This window comes from Kitasatospora sp. NPDC017646 (assembly GCF_044329365.1).
Classification (GTDB): Bacteria; Actinomycetota; Actinomycetes; order Streptomycetales; family Streptomycetaceae; genus Kitasatospora.
The window spans coordinates 14,850-29,484 of sequence record NZ_JBIRJC010000008.1 but is presented as its reverse complement, the minus strand read 5'-3'; the positions used below and the strand labels follow the sequence as shown (position 1 = coordinate 29,484).

The following is a 14,635-nucleotide window of genomic DNA, read 5'->3' as shown; positions in this document are numbered from 1 at the left end:
GCCGCTACGGCACGTCGCCGCCCAGTTCGGCCTGGTAGCGGCCCGGGGTCTGCCCGACGATCCCGGTGAACGCCTCGATGAAGCTCGACGGGTTGGACCACCCGCACTCCATCGCGGTGTCAGTGACGGACCGGCCGTCGGCGAGGTGGACCAGGGCGTGGTGGACGCGCAGCACGGTGCGCCAGCGGTGGAAGCTCATGCCGAGGTCGGTGTGGAACAGGCGGCTCAGGGTCCGTTCGCTCGCTCCCACCGTGCGTCCCAGCGAGGCCAGGGTCGCGGGACGGCCTGGGTCGGCGTGCAGGAGGGCGGTGACGGCCCGCAACCGGTCGTCGCGCGGCTCGGGCAGGTGCAGGGACGGTTCGGGGGCCTCGGCGAGCTCGTCGACCACCACCGTGAGCAGCCGCCGGTCGGCGCCGGGGCGGAACCGGGGCCGGTCGGTCAGGGCGAGCAGGGCCTCCCGCAGCAGCGGGCTCACCTCGAAGACGGCGGGGTGGGCGGCGAGTTCCCCGCACAGGTCGACGGGGACGTCGAGCAGGCGGACGCCGGTGCGGCCGTGGAAGCGGTGGGAGTGGTCGAATCCGGGCGGGGTCCAGGTGACCCGGTTCGCCGGGGCGATCCAGGTCCCGCGCTCGGTCGTGGTGCTGAAGGCTCCGGCGGCGGCGTACACCAGCTGACCGTGGGTGTGGGAGTGGGCGTCGAGGTGGTAGCCGTGGGGGACCCAGGCCGCACCGCGGGGCGTCTGCGCCGAGGGCTTGGCGGGCTCGGCGGGCGTCGCCACGGGCTGGACGGTTCGGCGGGTCTCCGGCATCGGCCGCCAGCGTACCCGCGGTGGTTCGGCGGTGTCCGGCGGTGGTAGGGCGGAAGGACCCCGACCCCAACAGTGAGAGGACTGGCCGCTCATACCGACAACCGCATCAATCGGGACACACCTTGAACACCATGCACCGGCACCGCGCCGTGCAGATCGACGTCGAGATCGCTGCAGCGGCCCTGGGCTTGCCTGCGCGAACCTGTGGCTGCGCGTGCACCCGTCGGCGGCGGAAGAGCGCGGGCCACGTACTCGCGCAGGAACGCGAGATCCCCGAGGTCGCCTTCGCCGCGGCCACCTCGGGGCCCTGGAACCTCCACACCATCACCCACTGCCGGGACCTCGGCGAGCTGTTCGGGTTCACTCGGAGCGCATCGGCTCCCTCGCCGGACAGAGCATGGAGGTCTCACCCGTGCTGAGACACGTCGAGCAGGCCGGCGCCCCGCTCTTCGGCGACCACTCGGTCGAGCCGTGCGGTGCCCGCGACGCCGCTGGGGACCGCGCCTGTTCCCGTACACGGGTGAACGGGGTGTGCACCCCGAAGGCTGTTCGAGTGACCGTGCAGTGACGTCCTGTGCCCGGGGCGTGCGGCGTGTGGTGCGATGCCCACGTGAAATCCGGGGGCCGGGCTCGGACCGCGAACGCCCGGTCCCCGGTCCGTGGACGATGGAAGGGAATCCCATGCTGCTCCGCGCCCTGGCCGCGACAGGTGTCGCCACGTCATTGTTCAGCTCTCCGGCCTTCGCCGGCGGCCTTCCTCCGCTGCCGCCCCAGCCACAGGACCGGATCGTCATCGACGGCGTGACGGCCGACGGCACCGGCTGCCCGACCGGGACGGCCGCCGTGGCCGTCTCCCCCGACGGCACCGCCTTCACCGTCACCTACAGTAAGTACATCGCCCAGATCGGCCCCGGGACGTCGCCGACCGACGCCCAGAAGGACTGCCGGCTCAGCCTGCGCGTACACGCCCCCGGGGGCTACACCTACGCGGTCGTTTCAGCCGGCTACAGCGGCTTCGCGTCGCTGGCGCCGGGTGCGTCCGCGACCCAGCGGGCCAGCTACCACTTCCAGGGCGACCCCCGCACCACCACCTCGAACCACCACTTCAAGGGCCCGTTCGACAACAACTGGCAGACGACCGACACCGTGCCCGTCGCCGCCCTGGTCTTCGCCCCCTGCGGGGAGGAGCGCAGCCTCGGCATCAACACCGAACTGCGGGTCGAGCAGGGCACGTCGAGCCCGAGCGCCACCAGCGTCATGGAGATGGACTCGACGGACGGCAGGATCAACACCGTGTACCGCCTGGCCCTCCGGCGGTGTAAGTGACTCGCTGCCACCGCCGGGCGGCCACGCGCCGCGGGCCGGGCCGGCGCCCGTGGCCAGGTGGTCGGCCAGGTCGGTGGCGGGGCCCCGCCGAGCCCTGCGTGCCGAGCCCCTGGAGCGACGACGGGCCCGGCTCCGGCCGCGCGCAGTCGGTCGAGGGTGCGGTCCGGGTCGGCCCGGTCGCGGTGACGGCGGCCTCCGCGTCGCCCGCGGCGGCCGCCTCGACCAGGGCGTGGTGCGCGTCGGCGGTGGTCTCCCGCTCGACGCCGCCGTGGAGGTGGTGGCCGGTCACCACCTGGCTGGCCGCTTCGTGCAGTGCGTCGACGAAGGAGTCGTAGAGGCGGACGAGCAGCGGGTTGCGCGCGGCCCGGACGACCGGGCGGTGCAGTTCCAGGTTCGACTCGGCGAGTTCGGCCGGGCCGGCGGTCGCCTCCCGGGCGGACGCCGCCGCCCGTAGCGCGGCGGCGTCCGACTCGGTGCGCCGTTGCGGCCAGCCGGCCCGCCTCACCGGGCGCGTCGACCGTGAGGTGGACGCTCAGTACGCCGTCCGGCTCCTCGATCCGGGTGCCACCGGAGCGGTCGTCACCTCGCGGGTCTCACGCGTCATCAGCAGACCGTTGGCCGCCATCACCGTCGCGGTCAGGCCGTGGACGCCGAGCGCGGTGGCCACGGAGCCGTGGTGGGCCAGCACGGTGGTCATGTCGCCGTATGCGGCGAGGGCCTCCACCAGCAGCACCCGGCTCAGCGCCCGGCGGTGGCCCGTCACCAGCAGGACGCCCAGGACCAGGGCCAGGACGACGTCACGGATCCCCTTGACGACCAGGAAGCCGCCGCCGTCACCGGACGGCCAGCTCGGCAGGCCGAAGCCCGGCGCCGTCGTCTCCGGGCTCAGGACGAACTCCGTCCCGAACCAGAGGATGAAGAGGATGAGGGCGGCGGCCAGCGCGGTGTTGGTCTTCTTCAGTAACACTGTTCTGCTTCTCCTTGCGGTCTTCGTGGGCTTCGTGGTCCTGGTGGGCCGGGTGCGGGTGCTTCGGCTGCGGCTGCCGTGTCACACGTCGATCTGCTCGAAGATGTGCGGGTAGGACACGATGTCGTCGGGGGACTCGGCCGCCATGCGCTGGAACTGCGGACTGCCGAACGCCGTGGCGAGCGCCTCGGTCGACTCCCAGACCGCGACGTTCATCAGCAGCCGGCTGTCCGCCGTTCCCCTGTGCATCCGCAGGGAGACGAATCCCGGCTGGGCCCTCATGAACGCCGCCTGCCTGCGGAAGAGGGCCAGGAACGATTCGGCCCTCCCCTCCGGGACGACGAAGGTGTTGGCCAGGACGATGGGCCCGGTCCTCTCCTTGAACTGCGCGAACAACGGCGTGTTCGGGTCCAGGCTCTGGAGCTTGGCCATCTTCGGCACTTCCTCTCGCTCTGACGATCACTCAAGGGCGTCGCTGGTGGCCGCCTCCACGGCGACAACCTTGCCAACGCTTGTTGGTCAACGCTTGTTGGCAAACGTAGGCCCGCCGACTCTGGACTGTCAACACGTGTTGGCCTACATTTGTTGGCATGACCGGAAGCACGGAGAACCAGCAGGCCGCCCGGCGTTCCGACGCCACCCGCGCCACGATCCTCGCCGCGGCCCGCGAGCGCTTCGCGGCGGACGGCTACGAGAAGGCGACCATCCGGGCCATCGCGCGCGACGCGAACATCGACCCGTCGATGGTGATGCGCTACTACGGCAACAAGGCGGGCCTCTTCGCGGAGGCCGTTTCGATCGACCCCGACCTTCCCGGCCTGTCCGTCGGACCGCGCGAGGAGATCGGCCGGACGCTGGTGCGCCACTTCCTCACCCTGTGGGAGGAGAACGAGGGGCTCACCGCGCTGATGCGGGTCGGCACCACCGATCCGGCCGCCGCCGAGCGCATGCAGAGCGTGCTGCGCGAGCAGTTGATCCCGCTGGCCCGCCGGGTGGGCCCGGACCCGGAGCAGGCGCCGACGCGGGCGGCACTGTGCGCCTCCACCGTGCTCGGGCTGGCACTGACGCGCTACGTGCTGCGGTTCCCGGCGAGCGTGGAACTCGGCCGCGAGGAGATCGTGGACTGGCTCGGACCCACCGTCCAGCGCTTTCTCACCGCGCCGACACCCTGTTCCCGCCGGGCCGGCGGTCCGCTCCTCGGGATCGCGGGTGAGACCGTGGCCCTTGGGGTGGAGCCCGTGGAGGTCGAGTGCGCTGAGGGCGGGCCAGGCCGGTGACCGCGAACGGGTCCTCGAGGTGTTCGGGGACGGCGATGGCGCGGTCGACGTACTGGTCCGCGAACACCGCGGCCACGGCGATGACCGGTGCGGCCAGCGGTTGCAGGGCCGGGTGGGCGTTGCCGGCGTTGAAGACGGTGCCCGCGACGCTGAACGGGACCACCAGACGCGCCCACCAGGGGCCCGGACCGGCACTGACGCCGTGGCCCGACGCTCCCGGACCCTCGCGAGTGCGCCGTCGTCCACACCGGCGACGCGGACGCCGTCCTGCGGTAGAAGCCGCACGGATTCCACTGATGACGTCGCGGGAGCGGTTCCGGGCGGGACGGTTCACGCGCAGTCGTCCTGAGCTGGGGTCACATAGCCGACGAACACCAGTCCGCCAGCGCTACGAGGAGCTGACTCCGCCGCTCGGCTGAGCGGACAGGACACACGGGGCGGCAGCACCGGCCGAAACCGGTGCTGCCGCCCCGCGGCGCGTCCGGGTGGCCTTGGCAGCCGCCACCGGGCCCGACAAATTCGCTGGCGCGACGCGCGCCGAAGATCGAACCTGGTCAGCATGCCAGCACCCAGGTTCGAGGTCCGCGCCCTGCACACGCGCGGACGGTCCACGCCCAGGTGCGGGACGGGGAACTCAACGCCGCACGGGAACTGCTTCCCGTCGAGCGGCCCTACCCGACGGGCGACACGCTCCTGGCCCACCCGTGAGCGTCGGGACGGCTCCGAACCAGGGCTCGTCCCGTAACGACCGCCAGGACAGGTGGTCGTAGTTTCCCTCCCTCACAACGCAGTTGACCGCCGATCCACGGCACTGCGACCCCACAGTCTCCTGTTGATGCGGGGCGCGTCCGCGTCCCGGGCGCCTGGGGCCTCCCGGAAGCCGACCGGGCTGGTGGCCGCCTCCCGGCCCCGTGCCCCCGGCGGGCTGCTGTTCCCGCTTGCCCGGACACGCCTGCCCGCCCGCCGGTCTGGCTTTCGCGATACTGCCGCCGAGCCTCACGAACAACCCGTTTTCCTCGGCCGCCGACAAAGGGGGTTTCGGCCCCACCGTTGACGGTTAGCCGAGCGTGCAGCAACGGGCGCTCCCCGTTGCGCCCGACGGCGAGCACCGGGACCAAGAGGAGCAGACGATGAAGGTTTCCGACCACCTGTTGCAGCGACTGCGCGAGTGGGAGGTCGAGTACGTCTTCGCCTACCCGGGCGACGGCATCAACGGACTGCTCGCCGCATGGGGCCGGGCCGAGGACCAGCCGCGCTTCGTCCAGGCCCGCCACGAGGAGATGGCCGCCTTCCAGGCGGTCGGTTACGCCAAGTTCTCCGGCCGCACCGGGGTGTGCGTGGCCACCTCCGGGCCCGGTGCGATCCACCTGCTCAACGGCCTGTACGACGCGAAGCTCGACCACGTGCCGGTGGTGGCGATCGTCGGGCAGACCGACCGCAGCGCCATGGGCGGCTCCTACCAGCAGGAAGTCGATCTCCTGTCGCTGTACAAGGACGTGGCGTCCGAGTTCTGCGAGATGGTGACCGTCCCCGAGCAGCTGCCCAACGTCCTGGACCGGGCGATGCGCATCGCCGCCACCCGCCGTACCGTGACCGCGCTGATCATCCCCGCCGACGTGCAGGAACTCGACTACGAGCCGCCCGCGCACGCCTTCAAACAGGTTCCCTCCAGCCTCGGCGTGCCCCACTACGCCCCCGTCCCGGCCGACGAGGACCTCGCCCGGGCCGCGGAGATCCTCAACGCGGGCGAGAAGGTCGCCGTGCTCGTCGGCCAGGGCGCCCGCCAGGCCCGCGCCGAAGTCGAGCAGGTCGCAGGCCTGCTCGGCGCCGGCGTCGCCAAGGCCCTGCTCGGCAAGGACGCCCTCCCCGACACCCTGCCGTTCGTCACCGGCTCGATCGGCCTGCTCGGCACCCGGCCCTCCTACGAGATGATGCGTGACTGCGACACCCTGCTCGTGGTGGGCTCCAGCTTCCCGTACAGCCAGTTCCTGCCGGAGTTCGGCCGGGCCCGCGCGGTGCAGATCGACCTCGACCCGTCCATGGTCGGCCTGCGCTACCCGTTCGAGGTGAACATCGTCGGCGACGCCGCCGAGGCCCTGCGGCGCCTCATCCCACTGCTGGCCCCGAAGTCGGACGGCGCCTGGCGCAGGACGATCGAGGACAACACCGCGCGGTGGTGGGAGGTCATGCGCCGCCGCGCCGAGGTCACCGCGGACCCGGTCAACCCGGAGTACGTGGTGCACACCCTCGACGCGTTGCTGCCCGACAACGTGATGCTGTCCTCCGACTCCGGGTCCGCCGCCAACTGGTACGCCCGCCACCTGCGGATGCGCGGGGCCATGCGGGGTTCGCTGTCCGGGACGCTGGCCACGATGGGCCCGGGCGTGCCGTACGCGATCGGCGCCAAGTTCGCCCACCCCGACCGGCCCGCGATCGCCATCGTGGGCGACGGCGCCATGCAGATGAACGGCCTGGCCGAACTGATCACCGCCGCCAAGTACTACCGGGAGTGGGACGATCCGCGCCTGGTGGTGGCGGTGCTGAACAACCACGACCTCAACCAGGTCACCTGGGAGATGCGTGCCATGCAGGGCGCTCCCCAGTTCGAACCCTCCCAGCACCTGCCCGACATCCCGTACGCCGACGTCGCCCGCTCGTTCGGCCTCGACGGTGTACGGGTGGAGCGGCCGGAGGACGTACGCCCGGCGTGGAGCCGGGCCCTGGGGGCGGAGCGGCCGTTCGTCATCGACTTCCGCACCGACCCCGCGGTGCCGCCCATCCCGCCGCACGCCACCTGGGACCAGATCAAGGCCGCCGCCTCCGCCGTCCTGCACGGCGACAGCGACCGCGGTTCCGTCATCCGCCAAGGTGTGAAGGCCAAGGTCCAGGAGTTCCTCCCCGGCGGCGGGGACCGACGATGAGCGACAGCCTCGACGGGCAGGTCGACCTCCCGGCGCTGGAGGAGGCGCTGCGGGAGGCGGTCGACGGAGAGGTCCGGTTCGACGCGGGCAGCCTCGGCGCGTACGCGACCGACGGTTCCAACTACCGGCAGGTCCCGCTCGCCGTGGTCGTGCCGCGTACGGTCGAGGCGGGCGCGACGGCGGTCGCCGTGTGCTCGCGCTTCGCCGCGCCGGTGCTCTCCCGGGGCGGCGGCACCAGCCTGGGCGGCCAGTGCACCAACACCGCCGTGGTCATCGACTGGACGAAGTACTGCAACCGGCTCGTCTCGGTGGACCCGCAGGCGCGGACGTGTGTGGTGGAGCCCGGCATCGTGCTGGACGAGCTGAACCGGCAGCTCGCCGAGCACGGGTTGAAGTTCGGGCCGAAGCCGTCCACCCACACGCACTGCGCGCTGGGCGGGATGATCGGCAACAACAGCTGCGGAGCCTCGGCCCAGGCCTACGGCAAGACCGTCGACAACATCCGCCGCCTGGAGGTCCTCACCTACGGGGGTGCCCGGTTCTGGGCCGGTCCCACCAGTGCCGAGGACTACGCGCACATCGTCGCCGAGGGCGGCCCGCAGGCCGCGCTGTACCGGGGGCTGAAGGACATCGCCGGCCGCAACATGGCCGCCATCCGGCGACGCTACCCGAAGATCCCGCGCCGGGTCTCGGGGTACAACCTGGACTCCCTGCTGCCGGAGAACGGCTTCGACGTGGCCAAGGCGCTGGTCGGCAGCGAAGGAACCCTGGTGACCGTCCTGCGGGCGGAACTCGAGCTGGTCGAGGTGCCCGCCGCGGAGGCGCTGCTGGCGCTCGGGTTCGACGACATCTGCCAGGCGGCGGACGCCGTCCCCGACCTGCTCGAGCACAGCCGTCCCTCCCAGCTCGAGGCCATCGACGGCCGCATGGCGCAGCTGATGCGCGAGGAACACGCTTACCTGGACTCGCTGGACCGGCTGCCCGAGGGCGACAGCTGGCTGCTGCTCCAGTTCACCGGCGACACCAAGGAGCAGGCCGACGCCCAGGCCCGCGAGCTGCTGCGCGCGCTCGGCCGCGACGAGGACGATCCGTCGGTGGCGCTGTCGGACGACCCGGTCCGCGAACAGGAGATGCTCAAGGCCCGCGAGGCCGGCCTCGGCGTCACCGCCCGGCCGCCGGACGGCTCCGAGACCTGGGAGGGCTGGGAGGACTCTGCCGTCGCGCCCGGGAAACTGGGTGACTACCTGCGCGACCTGGAACGGCTCTTCGACCGCTACGGCTACCAACAGGCCTCCCTGTACGGGCACTTCGGGCAGGGTTGCGTCCACACCCGGATCCCGTTCGAACTGCGTGCGGGTAAAGGGGTCGAGGCCTTCCGCGCGTTCCTGTGCGATGCCGCCGACCTGGTCGCCTCCTACGGCGGCTCGCTGTCGGGCGAGCACGGCGACGGCCAGGCCCGCGGCGAACTCCTGCCCCGCATGTTCGGCCAGGAGCTGGTCGACGCCATGGGCGAGGTCAAGGCCCTGTTCGACCCCGGGAACCGGATGAACCCCGGCAAGGTCGTGCACCCCTACCGCGTCGACGAGAACCTGCGCCTGGGCGCCGACTGGCGCCCGCAGCCCTTGGACACCCACTTCGCGTACAACGACGACGACCACGACTTCGGGCGGGCCGTCATGCGGTGCGTCGGAATCGGCAACTGCCGCACGCACCGGGGCGGGGTGATGTGCCCTTCCTACCGGGCGACGCTGGAGGAGGAGCACTCCACCCGCGGCCGGGCCCGCCTGCTGTTCGAGATGCTCGGCGGCCACGGTGATTCGCCGGTCGAGAACGGGTGGCACTCCACCGAGGTACGGGACGCCCTCGACCTGTGCCTGGCCTGCAAGGGCTGCAAGTCCGACTGCCCGGTCGGTGTCGACATGGCCACCTACAAGGCCGAGTTCCTCGCCCATCACTACCAGGGCAGGCTGCGCCCGGCCGCCCACTACGCCATGGGCTGGCTCCCGCTGTGGAGTCGGTTCGCCCGCATCGCTCCCGGGCTGGCCAACGCCGCCCTCCACGCCCCCGGCCTCGGCCGGATCGGAAAGTACCTGGGCGGGATCGACCCGCGCCGCGACGCACCCCTGTTCGCCCCCGAAACGTTCCAGGACGGCCGGCACCGGGAGGGCCGGCCACAGCCCGACCCGTACGACCCGCGGACCGTGGTGTTGTGGCCGGACACGTTCACCAACCACTTCCACCCGGACATCGCCAAGGCGGCGGTCCGGGTGCTGGAGGACGCTGGCTTCCACGTGGCCGTCCCCGAGGAACCGGTCTGCTGCGGCCTGACGTGGATCTCCACCGGCCAGCTCGCCACCGCCAAACGGGTACTGAAGCGCACCACCGGCGTCCTGCGCCCGTGGCTGGAGGCCGGCACGCCGATCATCGGCCTGGAACCTTCGTGCGCGGCCGTCTTCCGCTCCGACGCCCCGGACCTGCTTCCCGGCGACCAGGACGTCGTCCGCCTCGCCGCCCAGGTGCGCACGTTCGCCGAACAACTCGTCAACCATGCCCCCGACAGTTGGCACCCGCCGAAGGTGGGGCGGGCGGCGACCGTGCAGACCCACTGCCACCAACACGCCGTCCTCGGCGCCGACCCGGACCGCGAGTTGATGCGCCGCGCCGGCATCGACGCGAACGTGCTGGACGAGGGCTGCTGTGGTCTGGCCGGCAACTTCGGCTTCGAGCAAGGGCATTACGACCTGTCGCAGGCGATCGCCGAGCAGGGCGTCCTGCCCGCCGTCCGCGGCACCGCACCGGCCGCCTTCGTCGTGGCGGACGGCTTCAGCTGCCGCACCCAGATCGACCAGGCGGGCACCGGCCGCCGCGCCGTGCACCTGGCCGAAGCCCTCGCCCTGGCCCTCGACGGGGCGCCACCCACCGACCATCCCGAGCAGGCGGCTCCCCGCCCGCATCCGCACCCTGCGGCCGCCCGGCTCCTGGCAGCGGCAGCCGCAGGCGCCCTGACGGGCCTTGCCGCAGGGGCCGTGCTCGCCGTTCGCCGCCGGGTGAGGAGGACGCTGTGAAGCCGCCCGAGGTGCCCCGGGGCTCGCTGCACAAGCAGCTGCACCGCCAGGCCCGGGCGCACGCCGGCGACGCCGACCGCCCGCAGGCCGCCTACACCGGTCTCATGCGCGCCCACACCGTCGAACAGGCCGTCCGCCTCGCCCGCCGCTTCGAGGAGCACGACGTGCCAACTGGACGTCAGGCCGTGATGTCCACCAGGACTTTGCCGACCACCCGGCTCTCGACCGCTCGGTGCGCGTCGGCAGTGCGCTCGAGGGGAAAGCGGAGCAGCGGCAGGCCGTGCTCCTCGCCGACCGGCAGCGCGCCGTCGCGCACTGCGGCGGCGACGTCCTGGGCGGCTGCGGCGCGTGCTTCCGGACCGGCCAAGAAGAGGATCAGGAACTGGAACCGCGCGTTGAGCACCATGTTCCGCAGTACGTCCAGTTCGACCGGCTTGCCGCCGTCGTTCGCGTAGGTCGAGATCGTGCCGCGCGTTCGCAGTACGGCGAGGTCCAGGGCGAGGTTCGCGCCGAGCGCCACCTCGGCAACGATGTCGACGCCGTCCGGGGCCGTCGTGCGGATCGCGGCGGCCGGGTCGCCCTCGCGGTAGTTGATCACGTGGTGGGCTCCGGCGGCGGTGGCCAGCCGGGCTTTCTCCGGGCTGCTGACCGTGCTGATCACGGTGGCGCCGGCCCATGGGCCGCGTCGGTTCCGGTCAGCCGATGGGGACGTCGTTGGAGCGGGACTCGGTGCCGTCGAGGGTGGCGAGGGTCGCGGCGTCGAGGGTGATCTCGCTGACCGCGGTGTTGGCCTCCAGGTGGGCGGTGTTGGCGGTGCCGGGGATGAGCAGCACGTTGGGGGCGTGGTGCAGCCGCCAGGCGAGGGCTGGCGGCCACTCCGCCGGCGGGCCGTCAACGGCCCCCACCTCATCCCGCTCGTCCGCACCGGAGCCCGCTTCGAACGCGGCCGGCTGGTCGAGCGCCCCGCGGCGGCCGCCGCCTGAACGAGCAGTGACGCGGCCGGGCGACTACATCAGGTCGCTGATGACCGGGTGGTCTGGGGAGAGGGAGCAGGTGAAGACGCGCATGGTCTCTCGTCGCCCGAGTACGACGTCGGTCGGCTCCCGGCACTGACGCCGATCGCGTGGGCTGCCTTCGAGAAAGCCGACAGGCGCCCAGCTTTCCGTACCCCCGTCCCATTCCGTGCTGGCGATCGCGGCCACGAAGCGCATCCCGCTGCCGCACGTGGCGCAGCGCACCGGGCCGTAGTAGCCCTGGTAGTTCCAGGGTTCATGGCCACCGAGCTTCCAGCCCGGGGCTGTCGAGAGGTCCCAGGAGTAGCGGGGGTCGTACTCCTCGGGGTCGTCCGGGTCGCCGAAGGTCGCCATCTCCCATTCCTCGACCCGGGCCTCGAACTCCTCGCCCAGGGCGCCCGGGTGCGGGTACTCGGTCACCGGCTCCGGCCGCAGCAGGCAGGGGGTGGGCAGATAGCCGGGCTCACCGACGGCCAGCGGCTCCGGCGGGGTCAGGAAGCGGTCTCCCAGGTCAGCAGTGTGGCGGTAGCGGACCTGGACCCACGGGCCGGCGATTCCGTTGTAGGGCACCCCCCGAGCGTCGTAGACGTGCTGGAACGGACACCAGAGGATCTGAAGAATGTCCATGCCCTCCGGAAACCCGTCGTACCAGGGCACGTCATGCGCATACACCTGCATCACGGGCAGCAAGGGCCACGACGCGTCCGCGGGTATCGCGTCCCAGGTGATCTCACCGTGGTAGACGAACCTTGTCGACCGCTCACCGCGGACGTTGGCGGGGCGATGGGGCTGCCTGCGCATCAGATGACTGCCGCCTGGGCAGGTCGGCCATGCTTCATCCTCCGGCCAGGCCAGCGGTCCTCCCACGGAGCTGTCACGCGGGCCCGGAGTCGCCGGCGCAGGATGCAACCGGACCGCTGTCCCCGCATGGGCGGTGAGTTCGGGAAAGACCGAGGTGACGTCCAACGGCCGCGGCGGGGAGACGGCGGCTTTCATCGCCGCCCCCGACGGGTTCCCGCGTAGTCAACGCGGCCGACAGGAAGACCATCAGACGGCCATGGCGTCCGGATCGGACAAGCAGACATTTCCTTGATCATGCACGGCATCGTACGGAGGACCGTTCCTGCCCGGAGCCTGCGGATTCCGGAACGGGGGCGCTCCGCAGGCCTTGACAATTGCTCCCAGCAGGGGGTTCGCGGACTCGAGGGCGGCGGCCGGAGAGGGAGATGTCGGGCAGCGTGACGATGGCGGGCCGGGGTCGGTTTCGGATGCCCAAGGATCTCGGCGGCTCTCGCTGGCGATCTAGGAGTCGGGGTGGCCGAGTGGTTCCTCGAAGTCGTCGATCATCGCCGGATCGTCGTACGAGTTCGACTGTGGCCAAGGGGTGGCCCCCGTGACACCCAGGTCACCGCGCATTGCTTCCCTGGTGGCGCGTATCAGGGGCCAGAGGGCCTGTTGCGCTTCGGCGGCGGACCGAAGGGTTTCGTCCCTCCTGGGGTTTCCCTGTTCGATGCGCTTGATCTGCCCGTACACCCGGGTCAGTGCATCGTTCAGCTCGTTGGCCGGTCCGATCACCGTGTCCGGGGCGATCATCAGGGTCTCGGACCAGCCATCCCGGTGGGTGTCCTTGGCTCTTTCCAGTGCCCGAACGTCCTCCTCACCGACTGCACGATCCCGCATGACGTACAGGTGACGGCTCAGCGCTGTGGCGAACTGCCTGGCGTCCCGGTGGAGTTCGGTGTAGCAGCGTCGCCGCAGTTCGCGGTTTTCGCGGGCCTCCTCGATGGCGTGGCTCGTCTCGAGCTCGCGTTTCCGGTCGCGACGACGGTCAACCCGCCGGGGGCACCGTCACCTACCTGACCCCGCCGGGCGACATCCACCTGGTCCGCAACGGCGGCGACGACCTCGCGGTCTCGCTCCACGTCTACGGCACCGACGTCCGGCGCCACGGCAGCAGCATCCGCCGCCGCTACGACCTCCCGATCTGAAGCAAGTTCACCTGACGGTCGTGCCAGGGCCTTGTTCCGTTCGCCACCGTCGATCATGGTCTGTCCTGGTCGGCCGGTGAACACTCCCGTTCCGACCACCATCCAGAAAGGAACCCACCATGGCCAATCCCTTCGAGGACGCCGACGGCACCTACCTCGTTCTCGTCAACGAGGAGAACCAACATTCGCTGTGGCCCGCCTTCATCGACGTCCCGGCCGGCTGGACCATCGCCCACGGTCCCGACAACCGCCAGGCCTGTGTCGACTACGTCGAGACGAACTGGACCGACATGCGTCCCGCGAGCCTCGTCGCCGCCATGGCCGAGGCCTGAGCGCGGCACCGTTCCGCGCCGCGCCGTCGAGCCTGCACCACCGCCGCCGTGGACCCGGAGCACCGCCTCCGGGCCCACGGCCTCCCGGGACCGCCGGGCCCCCGCCCGACCAGAGCGCGGGCCCGGGAACCGGACACGGACGAGAGCACAGGAGCGGCGTGCGGATTCTGGTGCGGGGGACCACTGGAACTGCGGTCCCCCGCCGACACCACCATCCACATCGGAGGCGCCCGGCGCCGCGCTGTCCTGGCCGCGCTCGCCCTGGAGGCCAACCGTGTCGTGCCGGTCGAGCGGCTGCTCGACCTCGCCTGGGACCACGCCCCCGCCCCGCACCGCGCGCGCCGCGCTGCAGGGCCACATCGCCCGACTTCGCGCCCTGCTCACCGACGGCCCGCGCCTGGAGACCCGTGCTCCCGGCTACGCGCTGCGCGCCGACCCGGACATGATCGACGCCCACCGGCTGGAGCGACTGCTCGACCGCGCCCGCGCCGAGCCCGTCGACGGCGCCGCCGTGCCGTTGCTGCGTGAGGCCGTCGCGCTCCGACGCGGCCCCGCGCTCGCTGACTGCGGCTCCACCGCGCTGCGCGAGAGCGGGCCCGCCCGCCTACACCGCCGACACCGCCGACGAGCGGCACCGGAGACGACCGGCACCATCCTGCGGCGGCCCGGCCCGCTGACCGTGCCCGGCGCCCACCTGACCGGCGAGCCGTCCCCGACGCCGATCCTCGTCCGGGCCGGCGCGATCGAAGTCCGCGTTCGCGGTACGGAACGCGGACAGCCCGGCGGCCTCCGGGTGGACCGCCTTCGGTAGCGGGGCAGCGGTGCCGCGGCAGGCGGCCGGCCGGCGACACCGGGGCCGGGACCGCTCCGTAGGCGATCTGGAGGTGGCCGTCGACCACTACACTTCCGGTATCTCCGTTTTGTCCGCTTGTGCCGGA

At 72.0% G+C, this 14,635-nt stretch carries 14 protein-coding genes and 1 pseudogene; 7 read left to right on the top strand and 8 right to left on the bottom strand.

Annotated features, from left to right (window positions below; all coding sequences use genetic code 11):
• Positions 1–4: 4 nt before the first annotated feature.
• The gene (locus tag ACH4J0_RS14980) at positions 5–808 is read right to left on the bottom strand and encodes a helix-turn-helix domain-containing protein (protein ID WP_396240038.1); all 804 of its coding nucleotides are present in this window, start codon (positions 806–808) and stop codon (positions 5–7) included.
• 681 nt (positions 809–1,489) lie between these two features.
• On the opposite strand from ACH4J0_RS14980, the gene ACH4J0_RS14975 reads away from it, so the two are divergent.
• Entirely contained in the window at positions 1,490–2,134 is a 645-nt protein-coding gene (locus tag ACH4J0_RS14975) for a DUF4360 domain-containing protein (protein ID WP_396240036.1), read from the top strand.
• Here ACH4J0_RS14975 and ACH4J0_RS14970 read toward each other — a convergent pair.
• The 3 genes from ACH4J0_RS14970 to ACH4J0_RS14960 all read right to left on the bottom strand — a co-directional run bounded on the left by ACH4J0_RS14970 (position 2,094) and on the right by ACH4J0_RS14960 (position 3,533).
• Positions 2,094–2,639, bottom strand: a complete 546-nt coding sequence (locus ACH4J0_RS14970) for an FCD domain-containing protein (protein WP_396240034.1) — start codon at positions 2,637–2,639, stop codon at positions 2,094–2,096. The genes ACH4J0_RS14975 and ACH4J0_RS14970 overlap by 41 nt on opposite strands.
• 27 nt (positions 2,640–2,666) lie before the next feature.
• Complete coding sequence (locus ACH4J0_RS14965) at positions 2,667–3,101, bottom strand: DUF4267 domain-containing protein (protein WP_396240032.1); 435 nt, start codon at positions 3,099–3,101, stop codon at positions 2,667–2,669.
• 81 nt (positions 3,102–3,182) lie between these two features.
• Positions 3,183–3,533: an antibiotic biosynthesis monooxygenase family protein gene (locus ACH4J0_RS14960; RefSeq protein WP_396240030.1), complete on the bottom strand. Its 351-nt coding sequence runs from the start codon at positions 3,531–3,533 to the stop codon at positions 3,183–3,185.
• A gap of 158 nt (positions 3,534–3,691) precedes the next feature.
• Between ACH4J0_RS14960 and ACH4J0_RS14955 the strand changes: the two are divergent.
• The 3 genes and pseudogenes from ACH4J0_RS14955 to ACH4J0_RS14945 all read left to right on the top strand — a co-directional run.
• A pseudogene (locus ACH4J0_RS14955) lies at positions 3,692–4,270 on the top strand (TetR family transcriptional regulator); the annotation flags it as partial.
• Between the two features lie 1,238 nt (positions 4,271–5,508).
• A complete protein-coding gene (locus ACH4J0_RS14950; protein WP_396240028.1) occupies positions 5,509–7,299 on the top strand; it encodes a thiamine pyrophosphate-requiring protein in 1,791 nt (596 codons plus the stop codon).
• Entirely contained in the window at positions 7,296–10,364 is a 3,069-nt protein-coding gene (locus ACH4J0_RS14945; protein ID WP_396240026.1) for an FAD-binding and (Fe-S)-binding domain-containing protein, read from the top strand. The genes ACH4J0_RS14950 and ACH4J0_RS14945 overlap by 4 nt, the downstream gene beginning before the upstream one ends.
• Before the next feature lie 178 nt (positions 10,365–10,542).
• Here the strand turns inward: ACH4J0_RS14945 and ACH4J0_RS14940 are convergent, their stop codons facing one another.
• Positions 10,543–11,025, bottom strand: coding sequence for a zinc-binding dehydrogenase (locus ACH4J0_RS14940; protein ID WP_396240024.1), 483 nt, complete (start codon positions 11,023–11,025; stop codon positions 10,543–10,545).
• A gap of 34 nt (positions 11,026–11,059) precedes the next feature.
• Entirely contained in the window at positions 11,060–11,197 is a 138-nt protein-coding gene (locus ACH4J0_RS14935) for a hypothetical protein (RefSeq protein WP_396240022.1), read from the bottom strand.
• Positions 11,198–11,206: 9 nt separating this feature from the next.
• Here ACH4J0_RS14935 and ACH4J0_RS14930 point away from each other — a divergent pair, with 9 nt between their 5' ends.
• Positions 11,207–11,347 (top strand): hypothetical protein, encoded by a 141-nt coding sequence (locus ACH4J0_RS14930; RefSeq protein WP_396240020.1) that lies wholly within the window; start codon positions 11,207–11,209, stop codon positions 11,345–11,347.
• A 24-nt stretch (positions 11,348–11,371) separates the two neighbouring features.
• On the opposite strand, the gene ACH4J0_RS14925 is transcribed toward ACH4J0_RS14930, so the two are convergent.
• Both ACH4J0_RS14925 and ACH4J0_RS14920 read right to left on the bottom strand, forming a co-directional pair.
• Positions 11,372–12,004 (bottom strand): hypothetical protein, encoded by a 633-nt coding sequence (locus tag ACH4J0_RS14925; RefSeq protein WP_396240018.1) that lies wholly within the window; start codon positions 12,002–12,004, stop codon positions 11,372–11,374.
• A 675-nt stretch (positions 12,005–12,679) separates the two neighbouring features.
• On the bottom strand, positions 12,680–13,057 hold the full coding sequence (locus ACH4J0_RS14920) for a hypothetical protein (protein ID WP_396240016.1): 378 nt from the start codon (positions 13,055–13,057) through the stop codon (positions 12,680–12,682).
• A gap of 427 nt (positions 13,058–13,484) precedes the next feature.
• On the opposite strand from ACH4J0_RS14920, the gene ACH4J0_RS14915 reads away from it, so the two are divergent.
• Both ACH4J0_RS14915 and ACH4J0_RS14910 read left to right on the top strand, forming a co-directional pair.
• Entirely contained in the window at positions 13,485–13,697 is a 213-nt protein-coding gene (locus ACH4J0_RS14915) for an MbtH family protein (RefSeq protein ID WP_030557867.1), read from the top strand.
• Positions 13,698–13,971: 274 nt separating this feature from the next.
• A complete protein-coding gene (locus ACH4J0_RS14910) occupies positions 13,972–14,508 on the top strand; it encodes a hypothetical protein (protein ID WP_396240014.1) in 537 nt (178 codons plus the stop codon).
• Positions 14,509–14,635 lie beyond the last annotated feature (127 nt).

Coding starts and splice junctions, on each gene's coding strand:
- ACH4J0_RS14925 (WP_396240018.1), bottom strand. CDS start 12,004: ATGGACATTCTTCAGATCCTCTGGTGTCCGTTCCAGCACGTCTACGAC.
- ACH4J0_RS14975 (WP_396240036.1), top strand. CDS start 1,490: ATGCTGCTCCGCGCCCTGGCCGCGACAGGTGTCGCCACGTCATTGTTC.
- ACH4J0_RS14945 (WP_396240026.1), top strand. CDS start 7,296: ATGAGCGACAGCCTCGACGGGCAGGTCGACCTCCCGGCGCTGGAGGAG.
- ACH4J0_RS14920 (WP_396240016.1), bottom strand. CDS start 13,057: ATGCGGGATCGTGCAGTCGGTGAGGAGGACGTTCGGGCACTGGAAAGA.
- ACH4J0_RS14980 (WP_396240038.1), bottom strand. CDS start 808: ATGCCGGAGACCCGCCGAACCGTCCAGCCCGTGGCGACGCCCGCCGAG.
- ACH4J0_RS14950 (WP_396240028.1), top strand. CDS start 5,509: ATGAAGGTTTCCGACCACCTGTTGCAGCGACTGCGCGAGTGGGAGGTC.
- ACH4J0_RS14915 (WP_030557867.1), top strand. CDS start 13,485: ATGGCCAATCCCTTCGAGGACGCCGACGGCACCTACCTCGTTCTCGTC.
- ACH4J0_RS14960 (WP_396240030.1), bottom strand. CDS start 3,533: ATGGCCAAGCTCCAGAGCCTGGACCCGAACACGCCGTTGTTCGCGCAG.